The organism is Enterobacter cloacae complex sp. ECNIH7, from assembly GCF_002208095.1.
GTDB classification, from domain to species: Bacteria; Pseudomonadota; Gammaproteobacteria; order Enterobacterales; family Enterobacteriaceae; genus Enterobacter; species Enterobacter cloacae_M.
Genome location: NZ_CP017990.1, coordinates 2,353,863 through 2,375,700 on the forward strand (window position 1 = coordinate 2,353,863; position 21,838 = coordinate 2,375,700).

The 21,838-nt window shown below is 57.1% G+C and carries 27 protein-coding genes; 16 read left to right on the plus strand and 11 right to left on the minus strand.

Annotated elements, in window-relative coordinates; all coding sequences use genetic code 11:
• Window positions 1–63: 63 nt before the first annotated feature.
• The 5 genes from WM95_RS11715 to WM95_RS11735 all read right to left on the minus strand — a co-directional run bounded on the left by WM95_RS11715 (window position 64) and on the right by WM95_RS11735 (window position 6,579).
• Window positions 64–657 (minus strand): TetR/AcrR family transcriptional regulator, encoded by a 594-nt coding sequence (locus WM95_RS11715; RefSeq protein WP_047741997.1) that lies wholly within the window; start codon window positions 655–657, stop codon window positions 64–66.
• A 34-nt stretch (window positions 658–691) separates the two neighbouring features.
• Window positions 692–3,781, minus strand: a complete 3,090-nt coding sequence (locus WM95_RS11720; RefSeq protein ID WP_063408871.1) for an efflux RND transporter permease subunit — start codon at window positions 3,779–3,781, stop codon at window positions 692–694.
• Window positions 3,778–4,887: an efflux RND transporter periplasmic adaptor subunit gene (locus tag WM95_RS11725; protein WP_063408872.1), complete on the minus strand. Its 1,110-nt coding sequence runs from the start codon at window positions 4,885–4,887 to the stop codon at window positions 3,778–3,780. Before WM95_RS11725 ends, WM95_RS11720 begins: the two co-directional genes overlap by 4 nt.
• 74 nt (window positions 4,888–4,961) lie before the next feature.
• Window positions 4,962–5,576 (minus strand): TetR/AcrR family transcriptional regulator, encoded by a 615-nt coding sequence (locus WM95_RS11730; protein ID WP_063408873.1) that lies wholly within the window; start codon window positions 5,574–5,576, stop codon window positions 4,962–4,964.
• A gap of 208 nt (window positions 5,577–5,784) precedes the next feature.
• The gene (locus WM95_RS11735) at window positions 5,785–6,579 is read right to left on the minus strand and encodes an SDR family NAD(P)-dependent oxidoreductase (RefSeq protein WP_045399062.1); all 795 of its coding nucleotides are present in this window, start codon (window positions 6,577–6,579) and stop codon (window positions 5,785–5,787) included.
• 96 nt (window positions 6,580–6,675) lie between these two features.
• Between WM95_RS11735 and WM95_RS11740 the strand changes: the two genes are divergently transcribed.
• On the plus strand, window positions 6,676–7,044 hold the full coding sequence (locus WM95_RS11740) for a MerR family transcriptional regulator (RefSeq protein WP_063408874.1): 369 nt from the start codon (window positions 6,676–6,678) through the stop codon (window positions 7,042–7,044).
• A 228-nt stretch (window positions 7,045–7,272) separates the two neighbouring features.
• Here WM95_RS11740 and WM95_RS11745 read toward each other — a convergent pair whose 3' ends face one another.
• Window positions 7,273–8,184 carry a LysR family transcriptional regulator gene (locus WM95_RS11745; protein WP_063408875.1) on the minus strand — a complete coding sequence of 304 codons (912 nt, stop codon included), beginning with the start codon at window positions 8,182–8,184 and terminating at the stop codon, window positions 7,273–7,275.
• 99 nt (window positions 8,185–8,283) lie between these two features.
• Between WM95_RS11745 and WM95_RS11750 the strand changes: the two genes are divergently transcribed.
• The 3 genes from WM95_RS11750 to WM95_RS11760 all read left to right on the plus strand — a co-directional run bounded on the left by WM95_RS11750 (window position 8,284) and on the right by WM95_RS11760 (window position 10,719).
• On the plus strand, window positions 8,284–9,399 hold the full coding sequence (locus WM95_RS11750; RefSeq protein WP_063408876.1) for an alkene reductase: 1,116 nt from the start codon (window positions 8,284–8,286) through the stop codon (window positions 9,397–9,399).
• The gene (locus WM95_RS11755; protein ID WP_088544783.1) at window positions 9,396–10,115 is read left to right on the plus strand and encodes an SDR family oxidoreductase; all 720 of its coding nucleotides are present in this window, start codon (window positions 9,396–9,398) and stop codon (window positions 10,113–10,115) included. Before WM95_RS11750 ends, WM95_RS11755 begins: the two co-directional genes overlap by 4 nt.
• A gap of 64 nt (window positions 10,116–10,179) precedes the next feature.
• Window positions 10,180–10,719: an ester cyclase gene (locus WM95_RS11760; protein WP_063408877.1), complete on the plus strand. Its 540-nt coding sequence runs from the start codon at window positions 10,180–10,182 to the stop codon at window positions 10,717–10,719.
• 39 nt (window positions 10,720–10,758) lie between these two features.
• Here the strand turns inward: WM95_RS11760 and WM95_RS11765 are convergent, their stop codons facing one another.
• A complete protein-coding gene (locus WM95_RS11765) occupies window positions 10,759–11,226 on the minus strand; it encodes a nuclear transport factor 2 family protein (RefSeq protein ID WP_063408878.1) in 468 nt (155 codons plus the stop codon).
• A gap of 103 nt (window positions 11,227–11,329) precedes the next feature.
• Between WM95_RS11765 and WM95_RS11770 the strand changes: the two genes are divergently transcribed.
• Window positions 11,330–11,908, plus strand: a complete 579-nt coding sequence (locus WM95_RS11770; protein WP_063408879.1) for a TetR/AcrR family transcriptional regulator — start codon at window positions 11,330–11,332, stop codon at window positions 11,906–11,908.
• Between the two features lie 51 nt (window positions 11,909–11,959).
• Here WM95_RS11770 and WM95_RS11775 read toward each other — a convergent pair whose 3' ends face one another.
• Window positions 11,960–12,739: an SDR family oxidoreductase gene (locus WM95_RS11775; protein WP_047741985.1), complete on the minus strand. Its 780-nt coding sequence runs from the start codon at window positions 12,737–12,739 to the stop codon at window positions 11,960–11,962.
• A 90-nt stretch (window positions 12,740–12,829) separates the two neighbouring features.
• Between WM95_RS11775 and WM95_RS11780 the strand changes: the two genes are divergently transcribed.
• The 3 genes from WM95_RS11780 (at window position 12,830) to WM95_RS11790 (ending at window position 14,172) form a co-directional block, all read left to right on the plus strand.
• The gene (locus tag WM95_RS11780) at window positions 12,830–13,168 is read left to right on the plus strand and encodes a winged helix-turn-helix transcriptional regulator (protein WP_023311611.1); all 339 of its coding nucleotides are present in this window, start codon (window positions 12,830–12,832) and stop codon (window positions 13,166–13,168) included.
• Window positions 13,169–13,236: 68 nt separating this feature from the next.
• The gene (locus WM95_RS11785) at window positions 13,237–13,641 is read left to right on the plus strand and encodes a VOC family protein (RefSeq protein ID WP_063408880.1); all 405 of its coding nucleotides are present in this window, start codon (window positions 13,237–13,239) and stop codon (window positions 13,639–13,641) included.
• 18 nt (window positions 13,642–13,659) lie between these two features.
• Window positions 13,660–14,172, plus strand: a complete 513-nt coding sequence (locus WM95_RS11790; RefSeq protein WP_045354875.1) for a GNAT family N-acetyltransferase — start codon at window positions 13,660–13,662, stop codon at window positions 14,170–14,172.
• Here the strand turns inward: WM95_RS11790 and WM95_RS11795 are convergent.
• A complete protein-coding gene (locus tag WM95_RS11795) occupies window positions 14,153–14,941 on the minus strand; it encodes a hypothetical protein (protein WP_063408881.1) in 789 nt (262 codons plus the stop codon). The genes WM95_RS11790 and WM95_RS11795 overlap by 20 nt on opposite strands.
• A gap of 1 nt (window position 14,942) precedes the next feature.
• Window positions 14,943–15,140: a hypothetical protein gene (locus WM95_RS11800; RefSeq protein ID WP_023311615.1), complete on the minus strand. Its 198-nt coding sequence runs from the start codon at window positions 15,138–15,140 to the stop codon at window positions 14,943–14,945.
• 256 nt (window positions 15,141–15,396) lie between these two features.
• Between WM95_RS11800 and WM95_RS11805 the strand changes: the two genes are divergently transcribed.
• From WM95_RS11805 to WM95_RS11840, 8 genes are read left to right on the plus strand one after another with little or no spacing between them, the layout of a single operon-like run.
• On the plus strand, window positions 15,397–15,831 hold the full coding sequence (locus WM95_RS11805) for a nuclear transport factor 2 family protein (protein ID WP_063408882.1): 435 nt from the start codon (window positions 15,397–15,399) through the stop codon (window positions 15,829–15,831).
• Window positions 15,828–16,547: an SDR family NAD(P)-dependent oxidoreductase gene (locus WM95_RS11810; protein ID WP_063408883.1), complete on the plus strand. Its 720-nt coding sequence runs from the start codon at window positions 15,828–15,830 to the stop codon at window positions 16,545–16,547. Before WM95_RS11805 ends, WM95_RS11810 begins: the two co-directional genes overlap by 4 nt.
• Window positions 16,544–17,803, plus strand: a complete 1,260-nt coding sequence (locus tag WM95_RS11815; protein ID WP_063408884.1) for an NAD(P)/FAD-dependent oxidoreductase — start codon at window positions 16,544–16,546, stop codon at window positions 17,801–17,803. The genes WM95_RS11810 and WM95_RS11815 overlap by 4 nt, the downstream gene beginning before the upstream one ends.
• Before the next feature lies 1 nt (window position 17,804).
• On the plus strand, window positions 17,805–18,527 hold the full coding sequence (locus WM95_RS11820; RefSeq protein ID WP_063408885.1) for a DUF1365 domain-containing protein: 723 nt from the start codon (window positions 17,805–17,807) through the stop codon (window positions 18,525–18,527).
• Window positions 18,524–19,744: an SAM-dependent methyltransferase gene (locus WM95_RS11825; RefSeq protein ID WP_063408886.1), complete on the plus strand. Its 1,221-nt coding sequence runs from the start codon at window positions 18,524–18,526 to the stop codon at window positions 19,742–19,744. Before WM95_RS11820 ends, WM95_RS11825 begins: the two co-directional genes overlap by 4 nt.
• Entirely contained in the window at window positions 19,741–20,226 is a 486-nt protein-coding gene (locus WM95_RS11830) for a DUF2878 domain-containing protein (protein ID WP_063408887.1), read from the plus strand. The genes WM95_RS11825 and WM95_RS11830 overlap by 4 nt, the downstream gene beginning before the upstream one ends.
• Window positions 20,223–20,747 (plus strand): hypothetical protein, encoded by a 525-nt coding sequence (locus tag WM95_RS11835; protein WP_063408888.1) that lies wholly within the window; start codon window positions 20,223–20,225, stop codon window positions 20,745–20,747. Before WM95_RS11830 ends, WM95_RS11835 begins: the two co-directional genes overlap by 4 nt.
• Window positions 20,744–21,271, plus strand: coding sequence for a DUF3833 domain-containing protein (locus tag WM95_RS11840; protein ID WP_063408889.1), 528 nt, complete (start codon window positions 20,744–20,746; stop codon window positions 21,269–21,271). The genes WM95_RS11835 and WM95_RS11840 overlap by 4 nt, the downstream gene beginning before the upstream one ends.
• Window positions 21,272–21,378: 107 nt before the next feature.
• Here WM95_RS11840 and WM95_RS11845 read toward each other — a convergent pair whose 3' ends face one another.
• On the minus strand, window positions 21,379–21,834 hold the full coding sequence (locus WM95_RS11845; protein ID WP_045354887.1) for a DMT family transporter: 456 nt from the start codon (window positions 21,832–21,834) through the stop codon (window positions 21,379–21,381).
• Between the last annotated feature and the right edge of the window lie 4 nt (window positions 21,835–21,838).

Consider the following 21,838-nt stretch of genomic DNA (forward strand, 5'->3'; position numbering starts at 1 on the left):
AATGGGTGAGAATTGATGCCTATATTACTATTGGTAACTTAGGTGTCAATCCGTCCCCAGCGATCATTTTGTGCTATTCACGTAGGTCTCCAGCACGCCGGTCATGGCGCCGCTGAGCGTATCTTCCGCCACGTTCCGGGCGAGCACGCCGTTGCCAGCGGCGGTGCTGAGCGCGTCCGCGGCGCCAATAATGGCCGTCAGTACCGCTTCTCCCTGAACGCCTTTCAGAGTAACAAAAGGGGAAAGCGCGGTACGCAGGCAGTCGGCACATTCGGCCACGCATGCTTCACGAAACGTCTGCAACGCGTGGGATCCGGACAGCGCGGCAGCAATCGGCCCGGTCTCAGGCCCGGCGCTAATGGCGCAGTCGATATAGGCGGCGCTGAAAAAGCGGATCGTCTTCTCCAGCGTTTTGCTGTCGACCGCCAGCGTCTCGCGGAATTTCGCCAGCTGCCGGTCGCTATAATCCTGGTACAGCGCCATCAGCAGCCCTTCACGATCGCCAAAGTGATCGTAGGGGATAGGCTTGGTCACGTTGGCGCGTTCGGCCAGGTAGCCAAGGGTCAGCGCCTCCGTGCCTTGCTGACGAACGATTCCGCGCGCAACCTCCAGCAGCTGCACGCGGCGGTCCTCTTTTCTTAAGCGCTTAACAACCATGCTTTCCTCAGAAGTGTTATCTACTCATGGTAGTTTACACGTTTTTTGCAGGATGCTGCACTCGTTGTTCCGCAGGACGGATCCGGAACCAGATCGCATACATCGCGGGCAGGAAGACGAGGGTGACGATCGTCCCGCCCAGCGTGCCGCCTATCAGCGTGTAAGCCAGCGTGCCCCAGAACACCGAATGCGTCAGGGGAATGAACGCCAGCACGGCGGCTATGGCGGTCAGAAGGACCGGGCGTGCGCGCTGGACCGTCGCTTCAACCACCGCCTGGAACGGCTCGAGACCGTCCTTCTGGTTATGATCGATTTGACCGATCAGAATCAGCGTATTGCGCATAAGAATGCCGGAAAGGGCGATCAAGCCGACCAGCGCGTTGATGCCAAACGGCTGATTGAAAATCAACAGCACGGGCACTACGCCAATCAGCCCCAGCGGCGCGGTTAAGAACACCATCACCATCGCCGAGATTGAGCGCACCTGCAAAATGATGATCAGCAGCGTCAGGGCAATCATGATCGGGAACAGCGGAATCATTGCCTGCGTGGCTTTACCCGATTCCTCAATCGAACCCGCCATGTCTATTCGGTACCCGGGCGGCAGCGCATCAACAATCGGCTGGAGCTGCTTCATGACGGCGACCGACACATCCGGTGGCTGAAGATTGTTAGCGATGTCGCCCCGCACGGTAATCGTCGGGGTGCGATCGCGGCGGCGCAGGATCGGATCTTCCATACCGATCTCAATCTTGCCGATTTGCGACAGCGGAACGCGCTGTCCCGCATTGCCGACAAGGGTGAAACCCTCGATTTTTGCCGGATCGAGACGGATGTCTCCCGCCGCGCGGCCAATAACCTCAACCGAGCGAATATCTTCCCGCACGGAGGTGACGGGCACGCCTGAGAGCAGAAACTGAAGCTGATCGGCAACGGCGCTGGAGGTCAAGCCGGTCGCCTGCAGGCGGTTTTGATCGAGGGTGAAATGCAGGACGGGAACGCGTGAGCCCCAGTCGGTGTTGACGGTTCTCATCATCGGGCTTGCCTGGAGCACGGCTTTCACCCTGTCAGCGATGTCATGCACCTGTTCGACATCCGGCCCCGACACGCGCCAGGCAACCGGGAAGGGCGAGTACGGGCCAAACACCAGCTGCGTTACCCGTACGCGGGCTTCGGGGGCAAGGCCGTTGGCGACAGCTTCTCTAAGCCGGAGCTTGAGCGCCTCGCGCGACGTCTCGCTGTCCGTCAGGATCACGATTTTCGCAAAAGACGGATCGGGCAGTTCAGGCGCCATCGCCAGATAAAAACGGGGCGAACCCTGACCAATATAGGCCGTGACAATTTTGGCTTCGGGCTGCTGGCCCAGCCACGCTTCGATTTTTGGGGTTGCGGCGCTGGTTTGCTCAATCGAGGTACCGTAGGGCATCTGCACCTCAACCAGTACTTCCGGGCGATCGGAGGTCGGGAAGAATTGTTTTTTAACCAGCCCCATACCGAGCACGGCAAGAATGAAAATGGCGACCACCGACCCGGCCACCCGCCATTTTCTGGCGATAACGCGGGCAAGCAGCTGGCGAAAACGGTTATAGCGAGGCGTGTTATAGATGGCGGCATGACCCCCTTCTACTTTAGGGATCGCCGGCAGGATCTTCACCCCAAGATAGGGCGTGAACACCACCGCGACAAACCACGATGCAATCAGGGCGAGGCCGACAATCCAGAACATATTGCTGGTGTATTCCCCTGCGGTCGACTGGGCAAAGCCATTCGGCATAAAGCCAATGGCCGTCACCAGAGTACCGGCCAGCATGGGCGCAGCGGTATGGCTCCAGGCGAAGGCCGAGGCTTTGATTCTGTCGTAACCTTCCTCCATTTTCACCACCATCATTTCGATGGCGATGATGGCATCATCAACCAGCAGGCCGAGGGCGAGGATCAGGGAGCCCAGCGTAACGCGGTCAAAGTTTATCCCCGCGGCTTCCATCACCACGAAAACGACCGCCAGCGTCAGCGGGACCGCCGCCGCAACGACAACACCCACGCGCCAGCCCATGCTGATAAAACACACCACCATGACCACAAGCAGGGCGACGAAGAATTTGATCATGAACTCATCGACCGACGAGCGAATATTCACGGACTGGTCGGTGACCTTGGTCAGGGACATGCCCAGCGGCAGGCTGTCATTTATTTTCGCCGTTTCCGCATCCAGCGCTTTTCCCAGCGCCAGACCGTTCCAGCCTTCACGCATCACGATGCCCAGCAGAAGGGCGGGCTCATGCTGATTGCGTATCAGCATCGTCGGGGGATCTTCGTAGCCTCGCTCAACCGTTGCCACATCAGACAGCTTGAGCGTTTTGCCCTGAGCCACAAAAGGCGTATCGCGGATTTTCTGCAGTTCATCGAACGCGCCGTCCAGGCGGATAAAAATCTGCGCGCCTCGGGTCTCAATGGAGCCCGCCGCGGCTAACGCGTTCTGGCTGTTGAGGGCGTTGAAAATATCCTGCGGTGAGAGCCCTATCGTCGCCAGACGGTCATGGGAGAAGGAGATGTAAATCCGCTCGGCCTGTTCGCCGATAATGTTCACTTTCTTCACGCCGGGAACGTGCAGAAGCTGCTGGCGCAGGCCTTCGGCATCGCGTACCAGCTGCCGCTGCGGTTCGCCTTTCGCTTTCAGCGCAAAGAGGGCAAAGGTGACATCCGAGAATTCGTCATTGATCATCGGGCCGATGACGCCCGCCGGAAGTCGCTGCGATTCATCTCCAAGCTTCTTCCGCGCCTGATAGAACTCCTCCTGCACTTCGGCTGGCGGGGTCTTGTCCTGCAATGACAACGTGATAAACGCCATGCCGGGACGGGTATAGGTTTCGGTACGGTCATACCATTTGAGTTCCTGCAGGCGTTTTTCCAGCGGTTCGGCGACCTGATCCTGAATTTCCTGCGCGGTGGCGCCCGGCCAGACGGTTATCACCGTCATTTGCTTTACCGTGAAGGGCGGATCTTCCGCGCGTCCGAGCCCAAAGAAGGCGTAAATTCCGGCAATCGTAACCAGAACGATCAGAAACAGCGTAATGGAACGTTCGCGGACGGCCAGCGCCGACAGGTTGAAGCGGCTTCCGCTCATGGCGTATTCTCCGCCAGGGCGGCATTGCGTTGCTCGGCAAGCCTGACGACCTCACCTTCGTGCAGAAGATGGGCACCTAACGCAACAATCTTCTCACCGGGCTTCACGCCGCCCGTGACCTGCGCCGCATCTTCACCCACGCTCAGCACCCTGACGGGCGTCCATGCGACCTTTGCCGGCTGGGCGGAAATGCGCCAGACGCCGGGACCTTTTCCTGCATCATAGAGTGAAGCCAGCGGGACCTGCATGACCTGACCTTCCGCTTTATTGTCCTGAATGTTCAGCGTGACGGTCGCCCCCAGCGGCGCGTTCGCCAGCAGGCCATCCAGCACGTAGCGGGCTTCATACGTGCGGGTCGCGGCATCGGCCGAGTCAGACAGCAGGCGCAGCGTTGCGGTGACAGGATGTTTTTCATTGCCATACAGCGTGGCCTGCGCTTCGCTTCCGACGGCAGGACGCAGCGTTTCCGGAAGCTGGACGAGCGCTTCACGCTGTCCCGCTCTGGCGAGCCTGATCGCCACCTGTCCGGCACTGACGACCTGACCCGGCTCGGCGAGCGTCTCCATGACCACGCCGTCCGAATCCGCCAGCAGCACGGCATAGCCCGTGGCGTTTTGCGCCACGCTGGCCTGCGCCCGGGCGGCGCTGAGATCGGCCCTGGCCGTATCGGCCGCCGCTTTGATCTGGTCATACTCCGAGGCAGACACCGCGCCGGACGCCACAAGACCGCGATAGCGCGCCTCATCGCTGGTGGCTTTTCGCGCGCGCGCCTGGGCCGCATCCACCGCGCGCTGCTGCGCCTGAGCCTGTAATTTCAGGTCAACCGGATCCAGGCGCAGCAGGGGCTGGCCCTGTTTGACGGTCTGCCCCGTATCGACCAGCCGCTCAAGGATTTTTCCCTGAACCCTGAAACCTAAATCGCTTTGCGTTCTTGCGACCACCACGCCCGTGAAGGCGCGGGCGCTATTGTTCGCAAGCTCGACGGAGGCGGATCTGACAAGCGGTGGCTTTGTGCGCGGATCGTCACTCGCGGAAATATCGCCGCACGCCACCAGGGCAAACGGCAGGAGACAAACGGCAACGCGGGCTGAAGTGAGCCTGAGCATGGGAAACCTTTTTGACGTAACAGGACGGTATCCGCATTCTCTGACTAGTGACCAAAATTGTCAATGGTCACAAATTAGGGGGCCAGGCTTCTTAAAATCATTGAAGAGAGTAGCACGGCTGCCGTGGGGGCCATTTCGAGGTTGTACTGCAGCTGAACGGGGTTAATGTAAGGGCACATAACCATGTAGACGGCAAATGTGACCTCATCCAGCGGCGTTTTTCTTTCAAACTCGCCGGCCTGCCTGCCTTCGATAATGATGCTCTCGATCAGCTTCATCAGGCTTTCACTGTATTTTTGGGTTGACGGCCACTGCTCCTGCGCGGCGACGGCGGCAATGTCGTATAGCTTACGGTCGTGGAAAAACAGCTCGCATCCCGCCTCGGTGAGCGCTTTGAAAAGGCGGCGTAATTTTTCGCTTGCTGACGGCGCATCCTCGATGGCGGAAAGCACTGCCGCCATGATCAGCTCCAGGCGGTTAGCGCAGATCACCTCGCCGATAGCCTGTTTGGAATCGAAAAACTTATAGATGTAGGACTTTGAAAAACCAATAGATTTAGCCAGTTCGGCGACGGTGGTTTTTTCATAGCCGTAGTGACCGAAGTGCTCAAAAGCCGCTTCGACGATTTGCTCTCTGACAGCGTGGTCAAGGGGACCACGTGCTGATGGGGGATTCATATTTTTAGTCATTATTTAAGCTTAGCGTGACGGGCTACGATTAACAACGAGTGACCATTTTGAGATTTGGTTACCGTCATTCATCATGAACCGTTCAGACGGGACGATCAACCAGGTGGGGTAAGTGTATCACTGTTTTTCGTGCACTATGGCATCTATCTGTCTGCGATAAGCGAGGATTTCAGCGCAACTCCCTTGCGCTGAACAGAGCCGTTTTTGCTTAAGCCGAGCGCGGGCGCAATATTTTTTCAACGATAAGCACCAGACGCCTGCGCGTCACGAACCGGTGTAGCTGCCCCAGAAGCCAGTTACCGCATCCGGTAATCAGGTAGCTACGGTTACTCTCCATGGCCTTCAACGCCAGGGTGACCACCTTGTGAGCGGGCATTCGTTTACCTACCGAGGCTTCCTCAGCATTCACCACATCAAAAAAGGCCGTATCCGTTGCGCCGGGGCAAAGCGCCAGGACGCGGATGCCCTTTGAGCGATATTCTCCCCACAGCGCGTTCGAAAACGAGAGCAGAAAGGCTTTGGTTGCGCCATAAATCGCCATATAGGGATCCGGTTGCATCGCGGCCGTTGAGGCAACGTTAATAATCACCCCGGAGCCCTGCTGCAGCATTCCCGGCAACAGGGCGTGAGTCAGCTCCACGGGGGCCATGCAGTTTACGTTAATCTCATCACGCTGCCTGTCGATTGACAGCTTTTCGAATGGCCCGTAGGTGGCGAACCCGGCGCAATTAATCAGAATGTCTGGGACGCGTCTTAAGGTTTCAAGCCGTTCCACAATATGGGGAATGGCTTCCGGTTTCACTAAATCCTGCACGATAATCGTGATGGAGGCGCCGTGCTTTCTGACCAACTCTGCGGCAAGCGCCTGCAGCTTTGGCTCGCTGCGGGCGACGAGGATCAAGGCCACGCCTCGGGCGGCGAGCTGCCTGGCAAAATCACGGCCTATGCCCGAAGATGCTCCGGTAATCAGCGCTGTTTTTCCTGTATAATCAAAAGAATTCATATCTTTAATCCCGTTTCCCTAATGTATTCCGCACAGGATAAACCGTGCACTTAGGTACACGGTCAAGCGTGATTTTTCCAGAGTGAGGGCGACGCGATGCGAATTGGTGAACTGTGTGCGAAAACGGGATTGTCGAAAGAGACGGTGCGTTACTATGAGCGACAGGGGCTATTAGAGAATATCCCGCAGCCCAATCGCAGCAATAACTACAAAGTTTATTCCGCCGTCGATTTACAGCGTTTAAACATGATCAAGCATGCCAAAATGCTGGGCTTTACCTTAGCCGAAATTGCAGAGGTTTTAGCTGTCTGGGTTGACGACAACTTTACCGCTGAGCAAAAACAGGCTTCTCTGCGCCGCAAGCTGCAGCAGCTTGAAGAGAAAGAAGCGGCGTTAATTGAACTCAGAGCCAGGTTGAAAAACGCTATTAATAAGGTCGGCCAGCCTTGCGTCGACACGTTTTGATCGCCGGGTGAGAGGAGGCCGCAAAACCGATGCGGCCTTATCTGTCAGGCAGCCAGTTCAGGCATCTGTTCCTTCACGAAATTCAATACTATCCTCGCGTCGAGAGAGGCATAGGGCAGGCTCTCAATTGAAAACCGCACACAGAGTAGTCCTGAGGTTGTCAGCGAAATGCGCGCCATCTCTTATTTTGGCGAGAAATTAACCGCAGATGCCTGACGCGATTTAATTTTACTGCTTTTTTAGCCAGTCGAGAAAAAACTGGCTAAAAGCCGTGACCTGAAGCGGCTGCAGTTTGCGCTGGGGGTAAACAAGCTGCAGGCCGACATCTTTGCGATCGTATCGGCTAAAGCCGGTGAAGCTGTCGGCAAACAGTACCGTGAGCCTTCCGGTTTCAACATCGTCTTTGACGTCCCACCACGATTTCCCCGCGATGCCAGCTCCGCTGAGTGCCCACTGGCGAAGTAAAGCCCCGTCGTCGCACACCATGGCTGGCTCTACGCAAACGACGCTTTCCTCGCCATCTTTTTCAAAGCGCCATTCGTTCATCACCACGCCCTGAGACTCAAGCGCCAGGCACCGGTGCTGAGCTAAATCGGCAAACGTGGCGGGGATGCCGCGTTCGTTAAGATACTCCCCGGAGGCGACCAGCACCCGATGGTTCGGGCGGATGTTTCTGACGACAAGGCTGCTGTCCGGCAGGTTGCCAAAACGCACGCTCATATCCAGCCGGTTAGCGACCAGGTCCTCAATGTGTTCTCTTAACGAGATGAAAAATTTAACGTCGGGATGGCGTCGTGAGAATTCCACGACGGCGGGGCTAAGATACTGTCTGCCAAAGTCCGAGGGCGCAGAAAGGCGAATGTTGCCGCTGAGCACGCCTTCCTTTTGCGCCAGTAACGACTCGGCGTGATGCACTTCTTCCAGCACGCGCAGCGCGGCATGGTAAAACTCTTCCCCGGCGCGGGTCAGCGCGATCGATCGCGTTGAGCGGTGAAACAGGCGCGTCTGGTAACGCTCCTCAATCGCCTTCAGCCTGGCCGTCATGGTGGCGGGAGAAAGCGACAGGCGTCGCCCGGCGGCAGAAAGACCCCCGGCCTCGGCAACTTCCACCAGTAACGCCATGTCTTCGAGTTTACCCATTATTCATATTTTCCGAAAAGTGCATCTGCTTTTAGCGTAATTATCAAAACCAGATGCCGCCTGTAAAGTGATTTCATCCAAACCATAAGGAATGAAAACATGCAACGTATCTCACTTTTTGAACGCTACAGGCTGAGTCAGCAGGACCTGAAAAACCGTATCGTTATGGCGCCGATGACCCGCGCGCGCTCCCTACAGCCGGGAAATATTCCCTCGGCGCTGATGGCGGAGTATTACCGGCAGCGGGCCAGCGCCGGATTAATTATCACGGAAGCCACCCAGATTTCGCCTCAGGGCCAGGGATACTCATGGACGCCCGGCATCCATTCGCCTGAGCAGGTTTCAGGATGGCAGCTCACCACTGGCGCCGTGCATCAGGCGGGCGGGGTGATTTTTTCGCAGCTCTGGCACGTCGGGCGAATGTCGCACGCCAGTTTTCATCAGGATGGTCAGCCCGTCGCCCCGTCAGCACTGGCGCCGGACGCGCAGGTGTGGGTGGTGAACGAAAAGGGCGAAGGCCAAATGGTTGACTGCCCGCAGCCGAGAACCCTCTCGCGCAAGGACATTCACAGCATCATCGCGGACTATCGTCAGGCGGCACTGAATGCCGTTCAGGCCGGGTTCGACGGCGTGGAGGTTCACGGCGGAAACGGCTATCTGATCGACCAGTTTCTGCGTCAAACCTCCAACAAACGCACGGACGAGTACGGCGGCACGCTGGCGAACCGGATCCGCTTTGCTCAGGAGGTACTAAGCGCCATTGCCGAGGCCATTGGCCGCGAGCGTACGGGCATTCGCCTTTCCCCGTTTATTACCCAGCGCGGGATGAACGATCCGCAGGTGACGGAAGCCATACTCGCTCTCGCGGCCTGGTGTGAACAAAAAGGGATTGCGTTCATCCACCTGGCGGAAGCCGACTGGGACGATGCGCCGCAGGTACCTGAGCAGTTCCGGCAATCGCTTCGCGAGACCTTTAGCGGAACCCTTATCGTCGCGGGGAACTATGACCTTGAAAAAGCGGAAAAGATCCTTGCTGCCGGCTATGCCGATTTGATTGCCTTCGGACGGCCGTTTATTGCCAACCCGGATTTACCCCACCGGCTGGCGCACCAGCTGCCTCTGGCCCAGGTCCGCGACCCCGCTACGCTGTTTGGCGGCACCGCGACGGGATATACCGATTACCCCATTTACACCCAGCAGGAGGAAACGCTATGACCCGTAAAACCTTAATTATCGGCGGCGCTTCCGGCATCGGTTTCGCCGTGGGCAGCCTGCTTGCCGGGCGCGGCGAGGAGATTATTCTTGCGGGCCGCGACGGCGCGAAGCTGGACGCTGCGCGGCAACGGCTGAGCGCCCACGCCGCGTCTGTTCATACCTTCGTGCTGGATATCAGCCGTGAGGCAGAGATTCTCGCACTCGGTGAAACGCTGGGTGAAGTCAATAATATTGTCGTTACGGCGGGTTCACAGGCTCCGGGAGGGCTTCTTTCCGGGCTGGATCTCCGCGCGGCAAGGCTGGCCTTTGATACAAAATTCTGGGGAAGCCTCAATGTTGCCCGCTATCTCGGCGGGAACATCGCCCCCGGCGGTACGCTGACGTTCACCAGCGGGTTCGTGGCGCGTCGCACCCTGGCGGGCGCCATTGTTAAAACGACGATGAATGCCGCCATTGAGGCCGCGACAAAAGTGCTGGCGAAAGAGCTTTCACCGCTGCGCGTCAACGTCGTGAGTCCGGGGCTGACCGACACGGAAGCGTACGCGGGCATGGACGCCGCCGCGCGGGAAAAAATGCTCGCTGGCGCGGCGGAAACCCTGCCGGCCAAAGCCTGGGGAAGGGCGGAGGACATCGCTCAAGGGTATCTTTTCGCCATTGATAATCCCTTTGTGACGGGGGCGGTCATTGATATTGAGGGCGGGGCGTTAATTAACTGACCCTCTCTGATTTGAACCGCAGGAAATCGACTGCGGGTAATGTAATACTCTATTGAGAGATATCATGAAATATACGACGTATTTTCATTCGGCTGTAGCGATGGTTATTTTTGCAGGTCTGTCGGGCAATGCGATTTCCTCGCAGGGGGAATGGCTGCAGCCGAAGCAGCTAATTGTGGACAACAGCCTGCCGCAGGCGAAATTAAAGGCGAATGAAGCCGTCGCCAGAGAATATGCTTCATTCTGGAACACGGGTAATGAAACCCTGGCGCGTAATGCCCTGGCGGCAGGCTTTATTGATAAAACGCCTCCGGAAGGGCGTAAGCAGGGGCCGGAAGGCGCTATTTTAGCTTCCCGTGCGTTTCGTGCAGCCGTGCCTGATTTACGCTGTGACGTTGAGCAAATGATTATTTCAGGCGATCGCGTGGTTTCGCATTTACATTTTCACGGCACCTTCACCGGAACATTTGGCAAGCTGAAAGGACAGGGGCAGAAAATAGATTTTATCGCCACGGATATTTATGAGATTGGTGACGGTAAGATCGTAGCTAACTGGCATATTGAGGACAACCTGACGCTGATGAAACAGCTGGGCGCGCTGTAAGGTCATCACTCCGGGGCGGCCCGGAGTGATGCGAAAATCCTATAAGCCAAGATCGCTCAGCGAAGGGTGATCGTCCGGGCGTCTGCCCAGCGGCCAGTGGAACAGCCGCTCAGAAGCTTTGATCGGCATATCGTTTACGCAGGCAAAGCGTCGCTTCATCAATCCGTCCGGCTCAAACTCCCAGTTTTCATTGCCGTAAGAGCGGAACCAGTTGCCGGAATCATCATGCCATTCATAGGCATAGCGCACCGCGATCCGATTCTCCGTAAATGCCCAGAGCTCTTTAATCAGACGATAGTCCAGCTCTTTTTTCCATTTCCGCTCCAGAAACGCCTGGGCTTCTTGACGGTTGGTGGCGAACTCTGCGCGGTTACGCCATTGGGTATCCAGCGTATAGGCAAGCGCGACTTTCGCCGGGTCGCGGCTGTTCCAGCCATCTTCTGCCAGTCTGACTTTTTCGATGGCGCTTTCACGAGTGAAGGGCGGTAAAGGAGGACGTGTGTTCATTGCGATTACCTCAGCGTTATATTATGTAGACAGGTCTGTCTACTTGCGGTAATCTATGCCTTTGAAATAACGCTGTCAACATTCTTTTTGAGGCTAGCCAAAAGTGAAAACAGAACCCGCAGGTAACGATAATAAAATCAGCGTCAGAGATAAGATATTACTCACGGCGCACGATCTGTTTTATTCCACGGGCTTCAGGGCGACGGGGGTGGATACGCTGATTAAAGCGTCTAAAGTGACCAAGGTGACGTTCTATCGCCATTTTCCGAGTAAGAGCTTGCTTATTCTCGCCTATTTGTACTATCGGCATGAAATATGGATTAACTGGTTTGAATCCACGCTGCGTCGACATCTTGATGAAGGCGAAATACCTTCTGATGCGATATCTGCAACGCTTTACGAATGGTTTATTTCGCCCGATTTTCACGGCTGCGCGTTTATTAACGCCAGCGCAGAGGCGAAATCGGAAGATATTGAAAGCGAGATAAAAGAGATATGCCGCAGTCATAAGTCAGAAACAAAGAAAATTATTGCCTTGCTGACGAAGAGTGCAGATGAGCGCGTCGTCAATGAAATCATGCTGCTCATTGACGGCGCAATTATTCATGCACAGATGGGCATGGATTCAGAAGCGGTAAAACATGCTTTAAAAAAGGGCCTGGAGAAACTGTCCGATCGGTGATATTCCCCGGTGCTTAATCAACTCTCGCACCGAGCCGATTAAGCACCCGCGTTACACTGTCGGAATGGTGCCGCCATCAATCACAAATTCAGTACCGGTGATACTCGCAGCATGCGATGAAGCGAGGAAGACGATGAGGTTGGCCACCTCAATCGGTCTGGCAGGGCGTCCGAGCGGTATTCCACCTAACGCCTTCATAATAATCTGCTTACCGCCTTCGTAGTCTGTTCCTGCCTGCTTTGCCAGCCTCTCCGCCAGTGCAACCGCCGCTTCAGTTTCGATCCAGCCGGGCGCAACGCGCACCACCCGAACGCCCTTCGGTGAGACTTCCTTTGAAAGACTTTTACTGTAGGTTGAGAGGGCTGCTTTAGCCGCCGCATAACCCGTTGTTGATTCCGGTAACGGCAGCTCGCGCTGAATAGACGTCACGTGAATAATCACCCCATTTCCCTGCTCGAGCATTCCGGGAAGCAGGGCGCGATCTAAGCGTACTGCAGGCAACAAATTAAGATTGAGCTCCTGCTGCCACTCTTCTTCGCCAAGCGCAGCAAAACCGCCACCGGGCGAGGTTGAACCGCCCGCAACATGGATAATCACGTCGACGCCTCCCATCTGTTCCTGAACCGCAGATGCGACAGCGGCACATCCAGCGACCGTCGTAAGGTCCGCGGCGACGAAAGTATCTGCTATATCTACGTCCGGCTCGTGGCGCGCAGTGGTGAATACCGTTGCACCGAGTTGTTTTAAAAGCCCGACGACCGCTTTTCCGAGCCCTTTCGTGCCAGCGGTAACAAGCACGCGTTTGCCTTTAAAATCAATATCTAATGACATAACCTTGCACTCCCGTTATTTACAGTACAGTTATATTCAACATAAACTGAGAAATTGACAAGTACGCACGAAAAAGTGAGCTACTGAATTATGAGTAAGTTATATAGTCCGGAATCTGCCGCGAGCGGCGTGGAGCAAGTGTTACGGCTGCTGGAAGGCCGCTGGAAATTAATTATTCTTTTTCATCTTTTCGACGGAAAAGTGCAGCGCTACTCTGATTTCGAAAAACTGATCCCCGGTATTTCCCAGAAGATGCTGGCGCAGCAGCTCAGGCAACTTGAATCCGATGGTATCGTTTCGCGGATGGTCTACCCTCAAGTGCCACCGAAAGTGGAGTATCGCCTCACCGATTGGGGTCAGGCATTATGTCCGGCGCTTGATGCCATGCTGAAATGGGCAGAAAAGCGCGAGGCTTACGCAAGCCAGTAAACCCGGCGGCCAGCACGCTGCAATGGGATAGCGTTGCCCGTAACCCATTTATGCAAAGGAAACGAAAAATGAGAACGCAGAAGCGATGCCTTGGCTGCGTGGCTATTGTGGTTGATGACTACGATCGTGCCATTGAATACTACACAGATAAGCTGGGTTTTACCCTCGTAGAAGATACGCCGCAACCGGGTAAACGCTGGGTGGTCGTCTCACCCAACCCGGAAAGCGACTGCAATATTTTGCTGGCTCGCGCCTCTAACGAGAGGCAGGAAAGCTTTATCGGCAATCAATGCGGCGGCAGAGTTTTCCTCTTCCTTCAGACGGACGATTTTTGGCGCGATTACCGTGCCATGAAAGACAAAGGCGTTCATTTCTGCGAAGAACCTCGTGAGGAAGAGTACGGTACGGTGGTGGTGTTTGAAGATATTTACGGCAACCGCTGGGACCTCTTTCAACATGCCCAACGCGGGTGATTACCAGGGAGACTTTCCGTGACTCTTCGAATTCGCCAGGCCTCCGGGGCCGATTCAACGCTTTTAAGCGAGCTGGGATACCGAATCTATCCCGCCCATTTTCAGCATCTGTGGGTGTCAGACGCAGAGATGAAGGATTTTCTCGACGGCGAATACGCGCTTTCCGTACTTGAACAGAGCCTGAAAGAGGACGCTGTTTCCTGGTATGTTGCCGAGACCGATCGGCCAGTGGGATTCATGAAAGTGACCTGGGAAGCCCTGCTCCCGGAAACGGACAAGAAGGGGGTTCTCCTCAACAAGCTCTACCTCGATCCCGCCGAGACCGGCAAGAACTATGGCCTGGTGATGTTCAACAGCATCACCGACATGGCCCGGAGCAGGGGGAAAGACTATCTCTGGCTGGAAGTGCTTGAGCAGAATGCGGGAGCGTATCGGTTCTACCAGAAGCAGGGCATGCTCTGCGTTAATAACGTCCTTTTCGAAACCGCTTCACAGCAGAGCATTCTCAGAATTATGGGGATGTCTCTTTAGGGCGAGAGCTCTCGTCGCGCTGTGCCAGCGATAGCGCGCTGGCGCTGGCGGGATCGAACAGCGAGAGGCTCTCAATCTGATTGAGTAAAATCACCTTCCGGAATGACATGGCGCTGCGATGTTCGGAGTCGAGCGTGATGTCATGCTCCGCATACCACCTGCTGTAGTTATTCTCGATGCGAAAGTTCATCGTCTTCGCGTCTCTGTACCCGCTTAACATCGGAATCAGCACGATATTGGCCGTTTTTTCATATTCCAGCGTCGCGGTGTGGATCATGCCGACGTAAATCCGCCTCGACCGCAGCGTGACCTGCGCCAGTTCCCCTTGCTCCATACACTGATACAGCAGCTGTTCAATACCGCTCGACTGCGCCAGACGTTTGTAGAGCTTTTTCCGGCTTTCGCCGTCCAGCCTGGCGCTGCCTGCCCAGTTAGAGCGGTAGAGGCAAAACAGGATGGCGAACGCCAGCATCACGACCACCGGCGCCTGAATGCCTAAAAAGCTCCAGTTCATAAAGTCGATTTGCCAGTCGGTATATTTCGGAGAGGCAAAGTGAAAAGTGTTGTTGGCCGCAGAAAGGGCGAGCAGGAGCAGCCAGAGCAGACCGGTGGCAATAACCCCCTGCAGAACAAAAATACAGCCGTACAGCGCCACCAGGAAATAGACGTCCCAGCCAAAGGAGCGCTTGATTTTAAAACGGGTCGACAGGTCGCGGCTGGTGTACCAGTACCCGCATACCATCAGCACCATAAATATCGCCGTGCCCATATCAGGCCCTCTTCAGCATGTTGACGTGACGCAGAAAATCCTGCCGCACCTCGTTGCTTTTGTAGTTCACCGAGGCGTTCCCGTCCTGGTCGATAATGATGCGATCGCCATCTTCGACGGCTTCAATGATTTCCTGCTGGCTCATCACCTGCAGTAAGGATTCCGGGCTGGAGAAAAGGGAGAGAAAGAAACGTTTCATGCGGGCATCCTTATGAATAAAAAGGATAAGCCTGGAAGAAGACCGGCGAGTTTGCCTTAAGGATATCCTGAAAGTTAAAGCCGGGTGGCGGTTACGCCTTACCCGGCCTACAGAATTCACTCTTTTGCATGTTTTTAAGTAATTGATATATATCTAAAATAAAAAATAAATCACCACAAACTTGGACAAATAACATTAATTGTGTAAGTTTTAATTATGCGATTACGCCACGTTGTTTACAGCCAGGATGTGACCCATGAGCACTTTGCCCTCTGTCGTGAGTCGGTTTGTTGAGTACTACGCCGCACTGGATAGCCAGCCGCCGTCCGCGCTGGTGGGGCTTTACCATTCGAATGCCACGCTTATCGATCCGTTTGGCGAGCATGACGGGATTTTCGCGCTTCAGCGCTATTTCACCCATCTGCTGGCCAACGTCGAGCATTGCCGTTTTACCATCGATACGCCGCTGTGCAGCGGGAACCGGTTTGCTGTGACCTGGGTCATGCACTGGTCGCATCCGCGCATTGCCGGAGGCGAGCCGCTCGAACTGCCGGGATGTTCGGTGGTGGACACGGAAAACGATCTCATCACGCGTCAGCGGGACTATTACGATGCGGGAGAGATGATCTACGAACATCTTCCTCTGCTTGGCTGGGCGGTACGCGGTGTGAAGCGGAGGGTCAAATCATGAAGACGGTGCTGATTACCGGTGCAAGCTCGGGGATTGGCGCCGGGCTGGCGAAATCCTTTGCCGCTGACGGCTACCATGTGATTGCCTGCGGTCGCGATTCGGCGCGCCTCGACGCGCTGCGCCAGATCTGCCCCAATCTCACCGTTCGCCTGTTCGATATGACCGACAGGGACGCCTGCAGCCAGGCGCTGACCGGCTGCTATGCCGATCTGATTATTCTCTGCGCCGGCACCTGCGAATATCTCGATGGGGGCGTGGTGGATGCGGCGCTGGTGGAGCGGGTTATGGCGACAAATTTCCTCGGACCGGTGAACTGTCTTGACGCGCTGCAGCCCCAGCTGACGGCTGGCAACCGCGTGGTGCTGGTGAGTTCCATGGCCCACTGGCTACCTTTCCCACGGGCAGAGGCATACGGCGCGTCCAAAGCGGCCCTGAGCTGGTTCGCCGAGAGTCTGCGTCTGGACTGGGAGCCCAAAGGTATTGCCGTCACGGTGGTTTCTCCCGGCTTTGTTGATACGCCGCTGACGCGCAAAAATGATTTTGCCATGCCGGGCAGGGTGAGCGTTGACGAGGCGGTCAAGGCGATCCGTACCGGACTGGCAGCAGAGAAAATGCATATCGCGTTCCCCGCCGGGTTCGGCTTTATTTTGCGTGCGCTCTCCGGGTTACCGGCATTTCTTCAGCGCGCGCTGCTGCGCAGGATGGTGCGTTCATGAACATTGCAATTATCGGCAGCGGCATCGCCGGGCTGACCTGCGCCTGGCGCCTGGCCGGGCACCATCAGGTGACCCTGTTTGAAGCGGGCGCCACGCCCGGCGGCCATACCGCAACGGTTGACGTCTCAACGCCGCAGGGTACATACGCGATCGACACCGGGTTTATCGTCTACAACGATCGCACCTATCCGCGCTTTATGGGTCTGCTCAGCGAGCTGGGCATCAGCGGGCAAAAAACGCAGATGAGCTTTTCGGTGCACAACCCGGCGACGGGGCTGGAGTACAACGGTCACACCCTGACGTCGCTGTTTGCCCAGCGCCGAAACCTGGTGAATCCGGCATTCTGGCGGCTGCTGGGCGAGATCGTACGCTTCAATCGTCTGGCAAAACAGGCGCTGGACGGGGAAGTGGATCCGAACGCCACGCTGCAGACGTTTCTGGACCAGCACGGCTTCACGCCGTTTTTTGCGCGCCACTACATTCTGCCGATGGGGGCCGCCATCTGGTCCTCGTCGCTGCAGGAGATGAAGCGTTTCCCGCTGCCGCTTTTCTTACGTTTCTTCCAGAACCACGGCCTGCTGGATATCACCCATCGCCCGCAGTGGTTCGTGGTGCCGGGCGGCTCGCGGGAGTATATCCGCGCCATGCTCGACAAGCTGGGCGACCGTATGAATCTGCGTCTCAATTCACCGGTGCAGCGGGTGAGCCGCCACGAGCACGGGGTTACGCTCCAGCTTGAAAACGGCAGCCATACCTTCGATCGGGTGATTTTTGCCTGCCACTCCGCCAGCGCTCTGGCGATGCTTGATGACCCGACGCCCGCAGAGCGCGAGGTGCTGGGCGGTATCGGCTGGCAGCGCAATGAGGTCGTTTTACACAGCGATCCGCGCTGGCTGCCGGTGCGGCAGCGCGCGTGGGCCAGCTGGAACTACCGTCTGAGCGAGCAGGAGCAGGCCAGCGCCTGCGTCACCTACAACATGAACATCCTGCAGGGGCTGCCTGCGGGCAGTCCGCTGTTCTGCGTCACCCTCAACCCGGACGCGCCGGTAGATGAACGTTTCGTTGTGCAACGCTTTGTCTATGAACATCCGCTGTTTAACCCGCAAAGCTGGCGGGCGCAGGCGCGGCGCGGCGAGATCAACGGTCACAACCGGAGCTGGTACTGCGGGGCCTACTGGTACAACGGTTTTCATGAAGATGGCGTGCGCAGCGCGCTGGACGTGGTCAACGCGATAGCGGCCGGAGAGGGGAACTGAGATGAACACCTGCCTCTACCACGGCGTATTACGCCACCGCCGCCTTCAGCCGAAAACCCACGAATTCAGCTACAGCGTCTTTATGGCCTGGCTGGATCTCGATGAACTGCCGCAGCTCTCGTCCGTCGGCGTGCGGCGCAATCGCTTTGCCGCCGCTTCGTTTCACGATGCGGACTACCCGCTCGGTACGCCGCTCAAAGAAAACGTGCTGAGCAGGCTGGAGAGCCTGACCGGGGAACGTCCGGACGGGCGGGTCATGCTCCTGACGCAGCTGCGCTATTTCGGCTTTCATTTCAATCCGGTCAACTTTTACTACTGCTACGACGGGAAGGAGACGCTGCGCTGGGTGCTGGCGGAGGTTCGCAACACGCCGTGGAATGAACGTCATTACTATGCCGTCAACGGACAGGATGCGCAGCCGACGGAAAAAGCGTTTCACGTATCCCCCTTTAACCCGATGGACATGATCTACCACTGGCGCTTTAACGACCCGGACAACACGCTGCATATGCACATTGAAAATCATCAGGAAGCGAAGGTCTTTGACGCCACGCTGGCCCTGCGCCGGGAGCCTTTGACGCGCCCGGCGCTGCGTTCGCTTTTGGTTCGCGTCCCGCTTATGACCCTGAAAACTGTTTTTGCCATTTACTGGCAGGCGCTGCGCCTGTGGCTCAAGCGCGTGCCGCTGTATAACCATCCCGTCAGCAGGAGTGAACGCTCATGACCGATCCCGTCTTTGCGTTAGAACCCGATATCCCGCGCAACGTCCGCGTCGCGCGCTGGCTGCTGTTTCGTCTGCTAAGCGGCATTCGCGGCGGCTCGCTCACCCTGCGTGAAGGGGCGCAGACCTTCCATTTTGGTGAGACGTCCTCCGCGCTGCATGCGGATGTGCAAATTCTTTCTCCCGGCGTCTACTGGCGCGTGTTAACGGGCGGGAGCCTTGCTGCGGCAGAGGCCTGGATGGATGGCGAATGGGAAACCGCGCACCTCACGCCGCTTCTGGAGCTGCTCGCGCTCAACGGCGAGGTGCTTGGTCGTCTGGAAAACGGCTTCCGTCTGCTCGGCAGGCCGCTGGAGCGGATACGTCACTGGACGCGGCGTAACTCCCGCGCGCAGGCGCGCGAAAATATTGCCGCTCATTACGATCTGGGCAATACCTTCTATGCCCATTTTCTGGATCAAGAGCTGCTCTATTCCAGCGCGCTGTTTACTGGTGACGAGCAGGATCTCACGGCGGCTCAGCGGGCCAAAATGGCGCGCCTGTGTGACCAGCTGGCGCTGAGCCCGGGCGATCACCTGCTGGAAATTGGCACCGGCTGGGGGGCGATGGCGGAATACGCGGCCCGTCATTACGGCTGTCGGGTGACCACCACCACGCTGTCGCAGGAGCAATATAGCTGGGCGACCGAGCGGATCGCCCGCGCCGGGCTGCAGGATCGCGTTGAGGTGCTGCTCTGCGACTATCGCGACCTCACCGGACAGTACGACAAGCTGGTCTCAATAGAGATGATTGAAGCCGTCGGGCAACGCTATCTGCCCACGTTCTTCCGGACCTGTCAGGCGCGGCTGCGCCCCGGAGGACGAATGGCGATTCAGGCCATCACCATTCAGGACCAGCGCTATCGCGACTACAGCAAAAGCGTCGATTTTATCCAGCGCTACATTTTTCCCGGCGGCTTCCTGCCGAGCATTACCGCGATGAACGAGCTGATGACGCGCCATACCGATTTCGTGGTGCGCAATCTCTTCGACATGGGGCCGGACTACGCCCGCACGCTGGCCCACTGGCGGCAGCGCTTTGTCCACGCCTGGCATGAGATTGAAAAGCTTGGCTTCGATGAACGGTTCCGCCGCATGTGGCTGTACTACTTTGGCTACTGCGAAGCAGGGTTTAACGCCCGCACCATTAGCGTGGTGCAGCTGACCGCCGAGCGCGTATGAAACGCTATATTCAGGTCTTCCTGCTGGCCGTCGCGTTCGATCTCTACTGGGCGCTGGTGGTGCTCTTTCGCGAACAGGGCCTGATTATCTGGATCGCTCTGGCGATCCTGGCGTGCCTGCTGTTGCCGCCTGTATACCGTTTTTACGCTATTGGTCTGGCGGCGGCGGGCAGCCTGCTGGATACGCTCTGGGCGCTGACGGGGCTGATTGCCTTCACGAGCGACTCCCTGATGCCGCTCTGGATGGTGGCACTGTGGCTGATGTTCGCCACCGTCTGGACGCAGCTGACGCGCACCACCACGCTACCCGGCTGGCTGCTGACCCTGCTGGCCGCCGTGGGCGGGCCGGTGGCGTACCTGATTGGCGAGCGGCTGGGAGCCATCACATTTCTGGAGCCGACCTTTATCGTCGTGAGCTGGATGGTGCCGGGCTGGCTGGTGTTGATGCTGTTTTTCCACCTGCTGATGGGGAGACAAAAATGAGATCTGTGGTTTTGCTGCTTTGGCTGACGCTGGTTGTTCCGGTTGCCCAGGCCGCCGACTGGCTTGCCTGGCGGAAGGTGGGGGACGCCACGCTCACCTGGGGTCCGTTCACGGTCTATACCTCTCAGCTGCGCACCCCGGACGGGCGTTACGGTCGGGATAATCAGGATCAGGCGCTGATTATTACCTATGCGCGGGACATCGATCGCGATGAGTTGGTTGAGGCGACCCGCGACCAGTGGCAGGCGCAGGGGATCCTGGCGCAGGAGCCTCAAAGCGAAGCCTGGCTGCGGATGCTCCAGTCCCTTTGGCCGGATGTCCGCCCGGGCTCACAGCTGGCGTTTGTGCTCAACGATAAGCAGGGACAGTTCTGGTATCGCGCGTCAGCGGCGCAAACATCGTTTATTCCACTTGGACCGCGTCAGTCGGAAGCGTTCAGCACCCGTTTTCTGGCCATCTGGCTCGATCCCCGCACGCAATATCCTGAGCTGCGTCAGCAGTTAATCGGAGGCCAAAAATGAAACGTATCCTGATGATGGCGCTGGCATTCACGATGCTGCTGGCGGGCTGTAGCACTGAAGTGGCCGAGTATCGCCAGCAGGAGCCGCGGCTTGATATCTTCCACTACTTCCAGGGCAAAACCGAAGCGTGGGGGATGGTGCAGGATCGCAGCGGCAAGCAGATCCGCCGCTTTCACGTTGAGATTGCCGGGGACGTTATCGGCGATACGCTGACGCTCAACGAGCACTTCGTTTACGACGACGGCGAGAAGCAGCAGCGGGTCTGGCACATCCGCCGCGTGGGGAACGATCGCTACGAGGGAACGGCAGGGGATATTGAAGGGGTTGCCACGGGACAGTCCGCAGGCAACGCCTTTAACTGGCATTACAGCATGAACGTGAAGGCCAACGGCAGCACCTGGCTACTGAACTTCGACGACTGGATGTACCTGCAGGATGAGACGCATCTGTTTAATAAAACCGAGATGAAGAAGCTGGGCGTCACCGTCGCCACGGTGACGCTGTTCTTTACCCGTAAAGAGTGATGATGCGAGCAGTGAACTATCCCCTCGCCCCTATGGGGAGAGGGTTAGGGTGAGGGGAACATAGGGCGGCTGTGGTCATTCCGTTCACTTTATGTTCCTCAATATTTTTAGCTTCCGGCGCGGGATTTGCTTCCCGAATATATAAAGGCCAGAGCAATCCCCAGGCAAACAACCGCCCCCAGACGGCTCATCGAAAAGGGAATGGCCGCATTGCCCAGCCAGCCAAAGTTATCAATCAACATACTCATGGCGAGCTGGCCGAATATCACCGCCACCGTGGCGACGGCGGTACCGATGCGCTGCACCGCCACGACCATGATCACAATATAAGGCACGCCGAACATCGCCCCGAGGAGCTGCCATTTCGGCACGTCCAGCAGCGTGACCGCCTGCTTAGGCTCAAAGAAGAAAATGAGCAGGGCGGTCACCAGCGCGCCGACGGAAAACGTCAGAAACGCGCTTTTAAATACCCCGACATTGCTGCCGAGCTGCCCGTTAATCGCGGCCTGAATGCTCAGCGTTGCGCCGCCGCAGACGGCCAGAAGAATCATTATCAGCGTCATATCA

What these genes read in the sequence shown, in the direction of transcription:
- WM95_RS11795 (WP_063408881.1), bottom strand. Translation starts at nt 14,941, where the DNA reads ATGGGCACGGCGATATTTATGGTGCTGATGGTATGCGGGTACTGGTAC.
- WM95_RS11820 (WP_063408885.1), top strand. Translation starts at nt 17,805, where the DNA reads ATGAACACCTGCCTCTACCACGGCGTATTACGCCACCGCCGCCTTCAG.
- WM95_RS11745 (WP_063408875.1), bottom strand. Translation starts at nt 8,184, where the DNA reads ATGGGTAAACTCGAAGACATGGCGTTACTGGTGGAAGTTGCCGAGGCC.
- WM95_RS11740 (WP_063408874.1), top strand. Translation starts at nt 6,676, where the DNA reads ATGCGAATTGGTGAACTGTGTGCGAAAACGGGATTGTCGAAAGAGACG.
- WM95_RS11800 (WP_023311615.1), bottom strand. Translation starts at nt 15,140, where the DNA reads ATGAAACGTTTCTTTCTCTCCCTTTTCTCCAGCCCGGAATCCTTACTG.
- WM95_RS11765 (WP_063408878.1), bottom strand. Translation starts at nt 11,226, where the DNA reads ATGAACACACGTCCTCCTTTACCGCCCTTCACTCGTGAAAGCGCCATC.
- WM95_RS11755 (WP_088544783.1), top strand. Translation starts at nt 9,396, where the DNA reads ATGACCCGTAAAACCTTAATTATCGGCGGCGCTTCCGGCATCGGTTTC.
- WM95_RS11840 (WP_063408889.1), top strand. Translation starts at nt 20,744, where the DNA reads ATGAAACGTATCCTGATGATGGCGCTGGCATTCACGATGCTGCTGGCG.
- WM95_RS11805 (WP_063408882.1), top strand. Translation starts at nt 15,397, where the DNA reads ATGAGCACTTTGCCCTCTGTCGTGAGTCGGTTTGTTGAGTACTACGCC.
- WM95_RS11715 (WP_047741997.1), bottom strand. Translation starts at nt 657, where the DNA reads ATGGTTGTTAAGCGCTTAAGAAAAGAGGACCGCCGCGTGCAGCTGCTG.
- WM95_RS11750 (WP_063408876.1), top strand. Translation starts at nt 8,284, where the DNA reads ATGCAACGTATCTCACTTTTTGAACGCTACAGGCTGAGTCAGCAGGAC.
- WM95_RS11725 (WP_063408872.1), bottom strand. Translation starts at nt 4,887, where the DNA reads ATGCTCAGGCTCACTTCAGCCCGCGTTGCCGTTTGTCTCCTGCCGTTT.
- WM95_RS11785 (WP_063408880.1), top strand. Translation starts at nt 13,237, where the DNA reads ATGAGAACGCAGAAGCGATGCCTTGGCTGCGTGGCTATTGTGGTTGAT.
- WM95_RS11845 (WP_045354887.1), bottom strand. Translation starts at nt 21,834, where the DNA reads ATGACGCTGATAATGATTCTTCTGGCCGTCTGCGGCGGCGCAACGCTG.
- WM95_RS11835 (WP_063408888.1), top strand. Translation starts at nt 20,223, where the DNA reads ATGAGATCTGTGGTTTTGCTGCTTTGGCTGACGCTGGTTGTTCCGGTT.
- WM95_RS11780 (WP_023311611.1), top strand. Translation starts at nt 12,830, where the DNA reads ATGAGTAAGTTATATAGTCCGGAATCTGCCGCGAGCGGCGTGGAGCAA.
- WM95_RS11825 (WP_063408886.1), top strand. Translation starts at nt 18,524, where the DNA reads ATGACCGATCCCGTCTTTGCGTTAGAACCCGATATCCCGCGCAACGTC.
- WM95_RS11720 (WP_063408871.1), bottom strand. Translation starts at nt 3,781, where the DNA reads ATGAGCGGAAGCCGCTTCAACCTGTCGGCGCTGGCCGTCCGCGAACGT.
- WM95_RS11735 (WP_045399062.1), bottom strand. Translation starts at nt 6,579, where the DNA reads ATGAATTCTTTTGATTATACAGGAAAAACAGCGCTGATTACCGGAGCA.
- WM95_RS11730 (WP_063408873.1), bottom strand. Translation starts at nt 5,576, where the DNA reads ATGACTAAAAATATGAATCCCCCATCAGCACGTGGTCCCCTTGACCAC.
- WM95_RS11775 (WP_047741985.1), bottom strand. Translation starts at nt 12,739, where the DNA reads ATGTCATTAGATATTGATTTTAAAGGCAAACGCGTGCTTGTTACCGCT.
- WM95_RS11830 (WP_063408887.1), top strand. Translation starts at nt 19,741, where the DNA reads ATGAAACGCTATATTCAGGTCTTCCTGCTGGCCGTCGCGTTCGATCTC.
- WM95_RS11815 (WP_063408884.1), top strand. Translation starts at nt 16,544, where the DNA reads ATGAACATTGCAATTATCGGCAGCGGCATCGCCGGGCTGACCTGCGCC.
- WM95_RS11810 (WP_063408883.1), top strand. Translation starts at nt 15,828, where the DNA reads ATGAAGACGGTGCTGATTACCGGTGCAAGCTCGGGGATTGGCGCCGGG.
- WM95_RS11760 (WP_063408877.1), top strand. Translation starts at nt 10,180, where the DNA reads ATGAAATATACGACGTATTTTCATTCGGCTGTAGCGATGGTTATTTTT.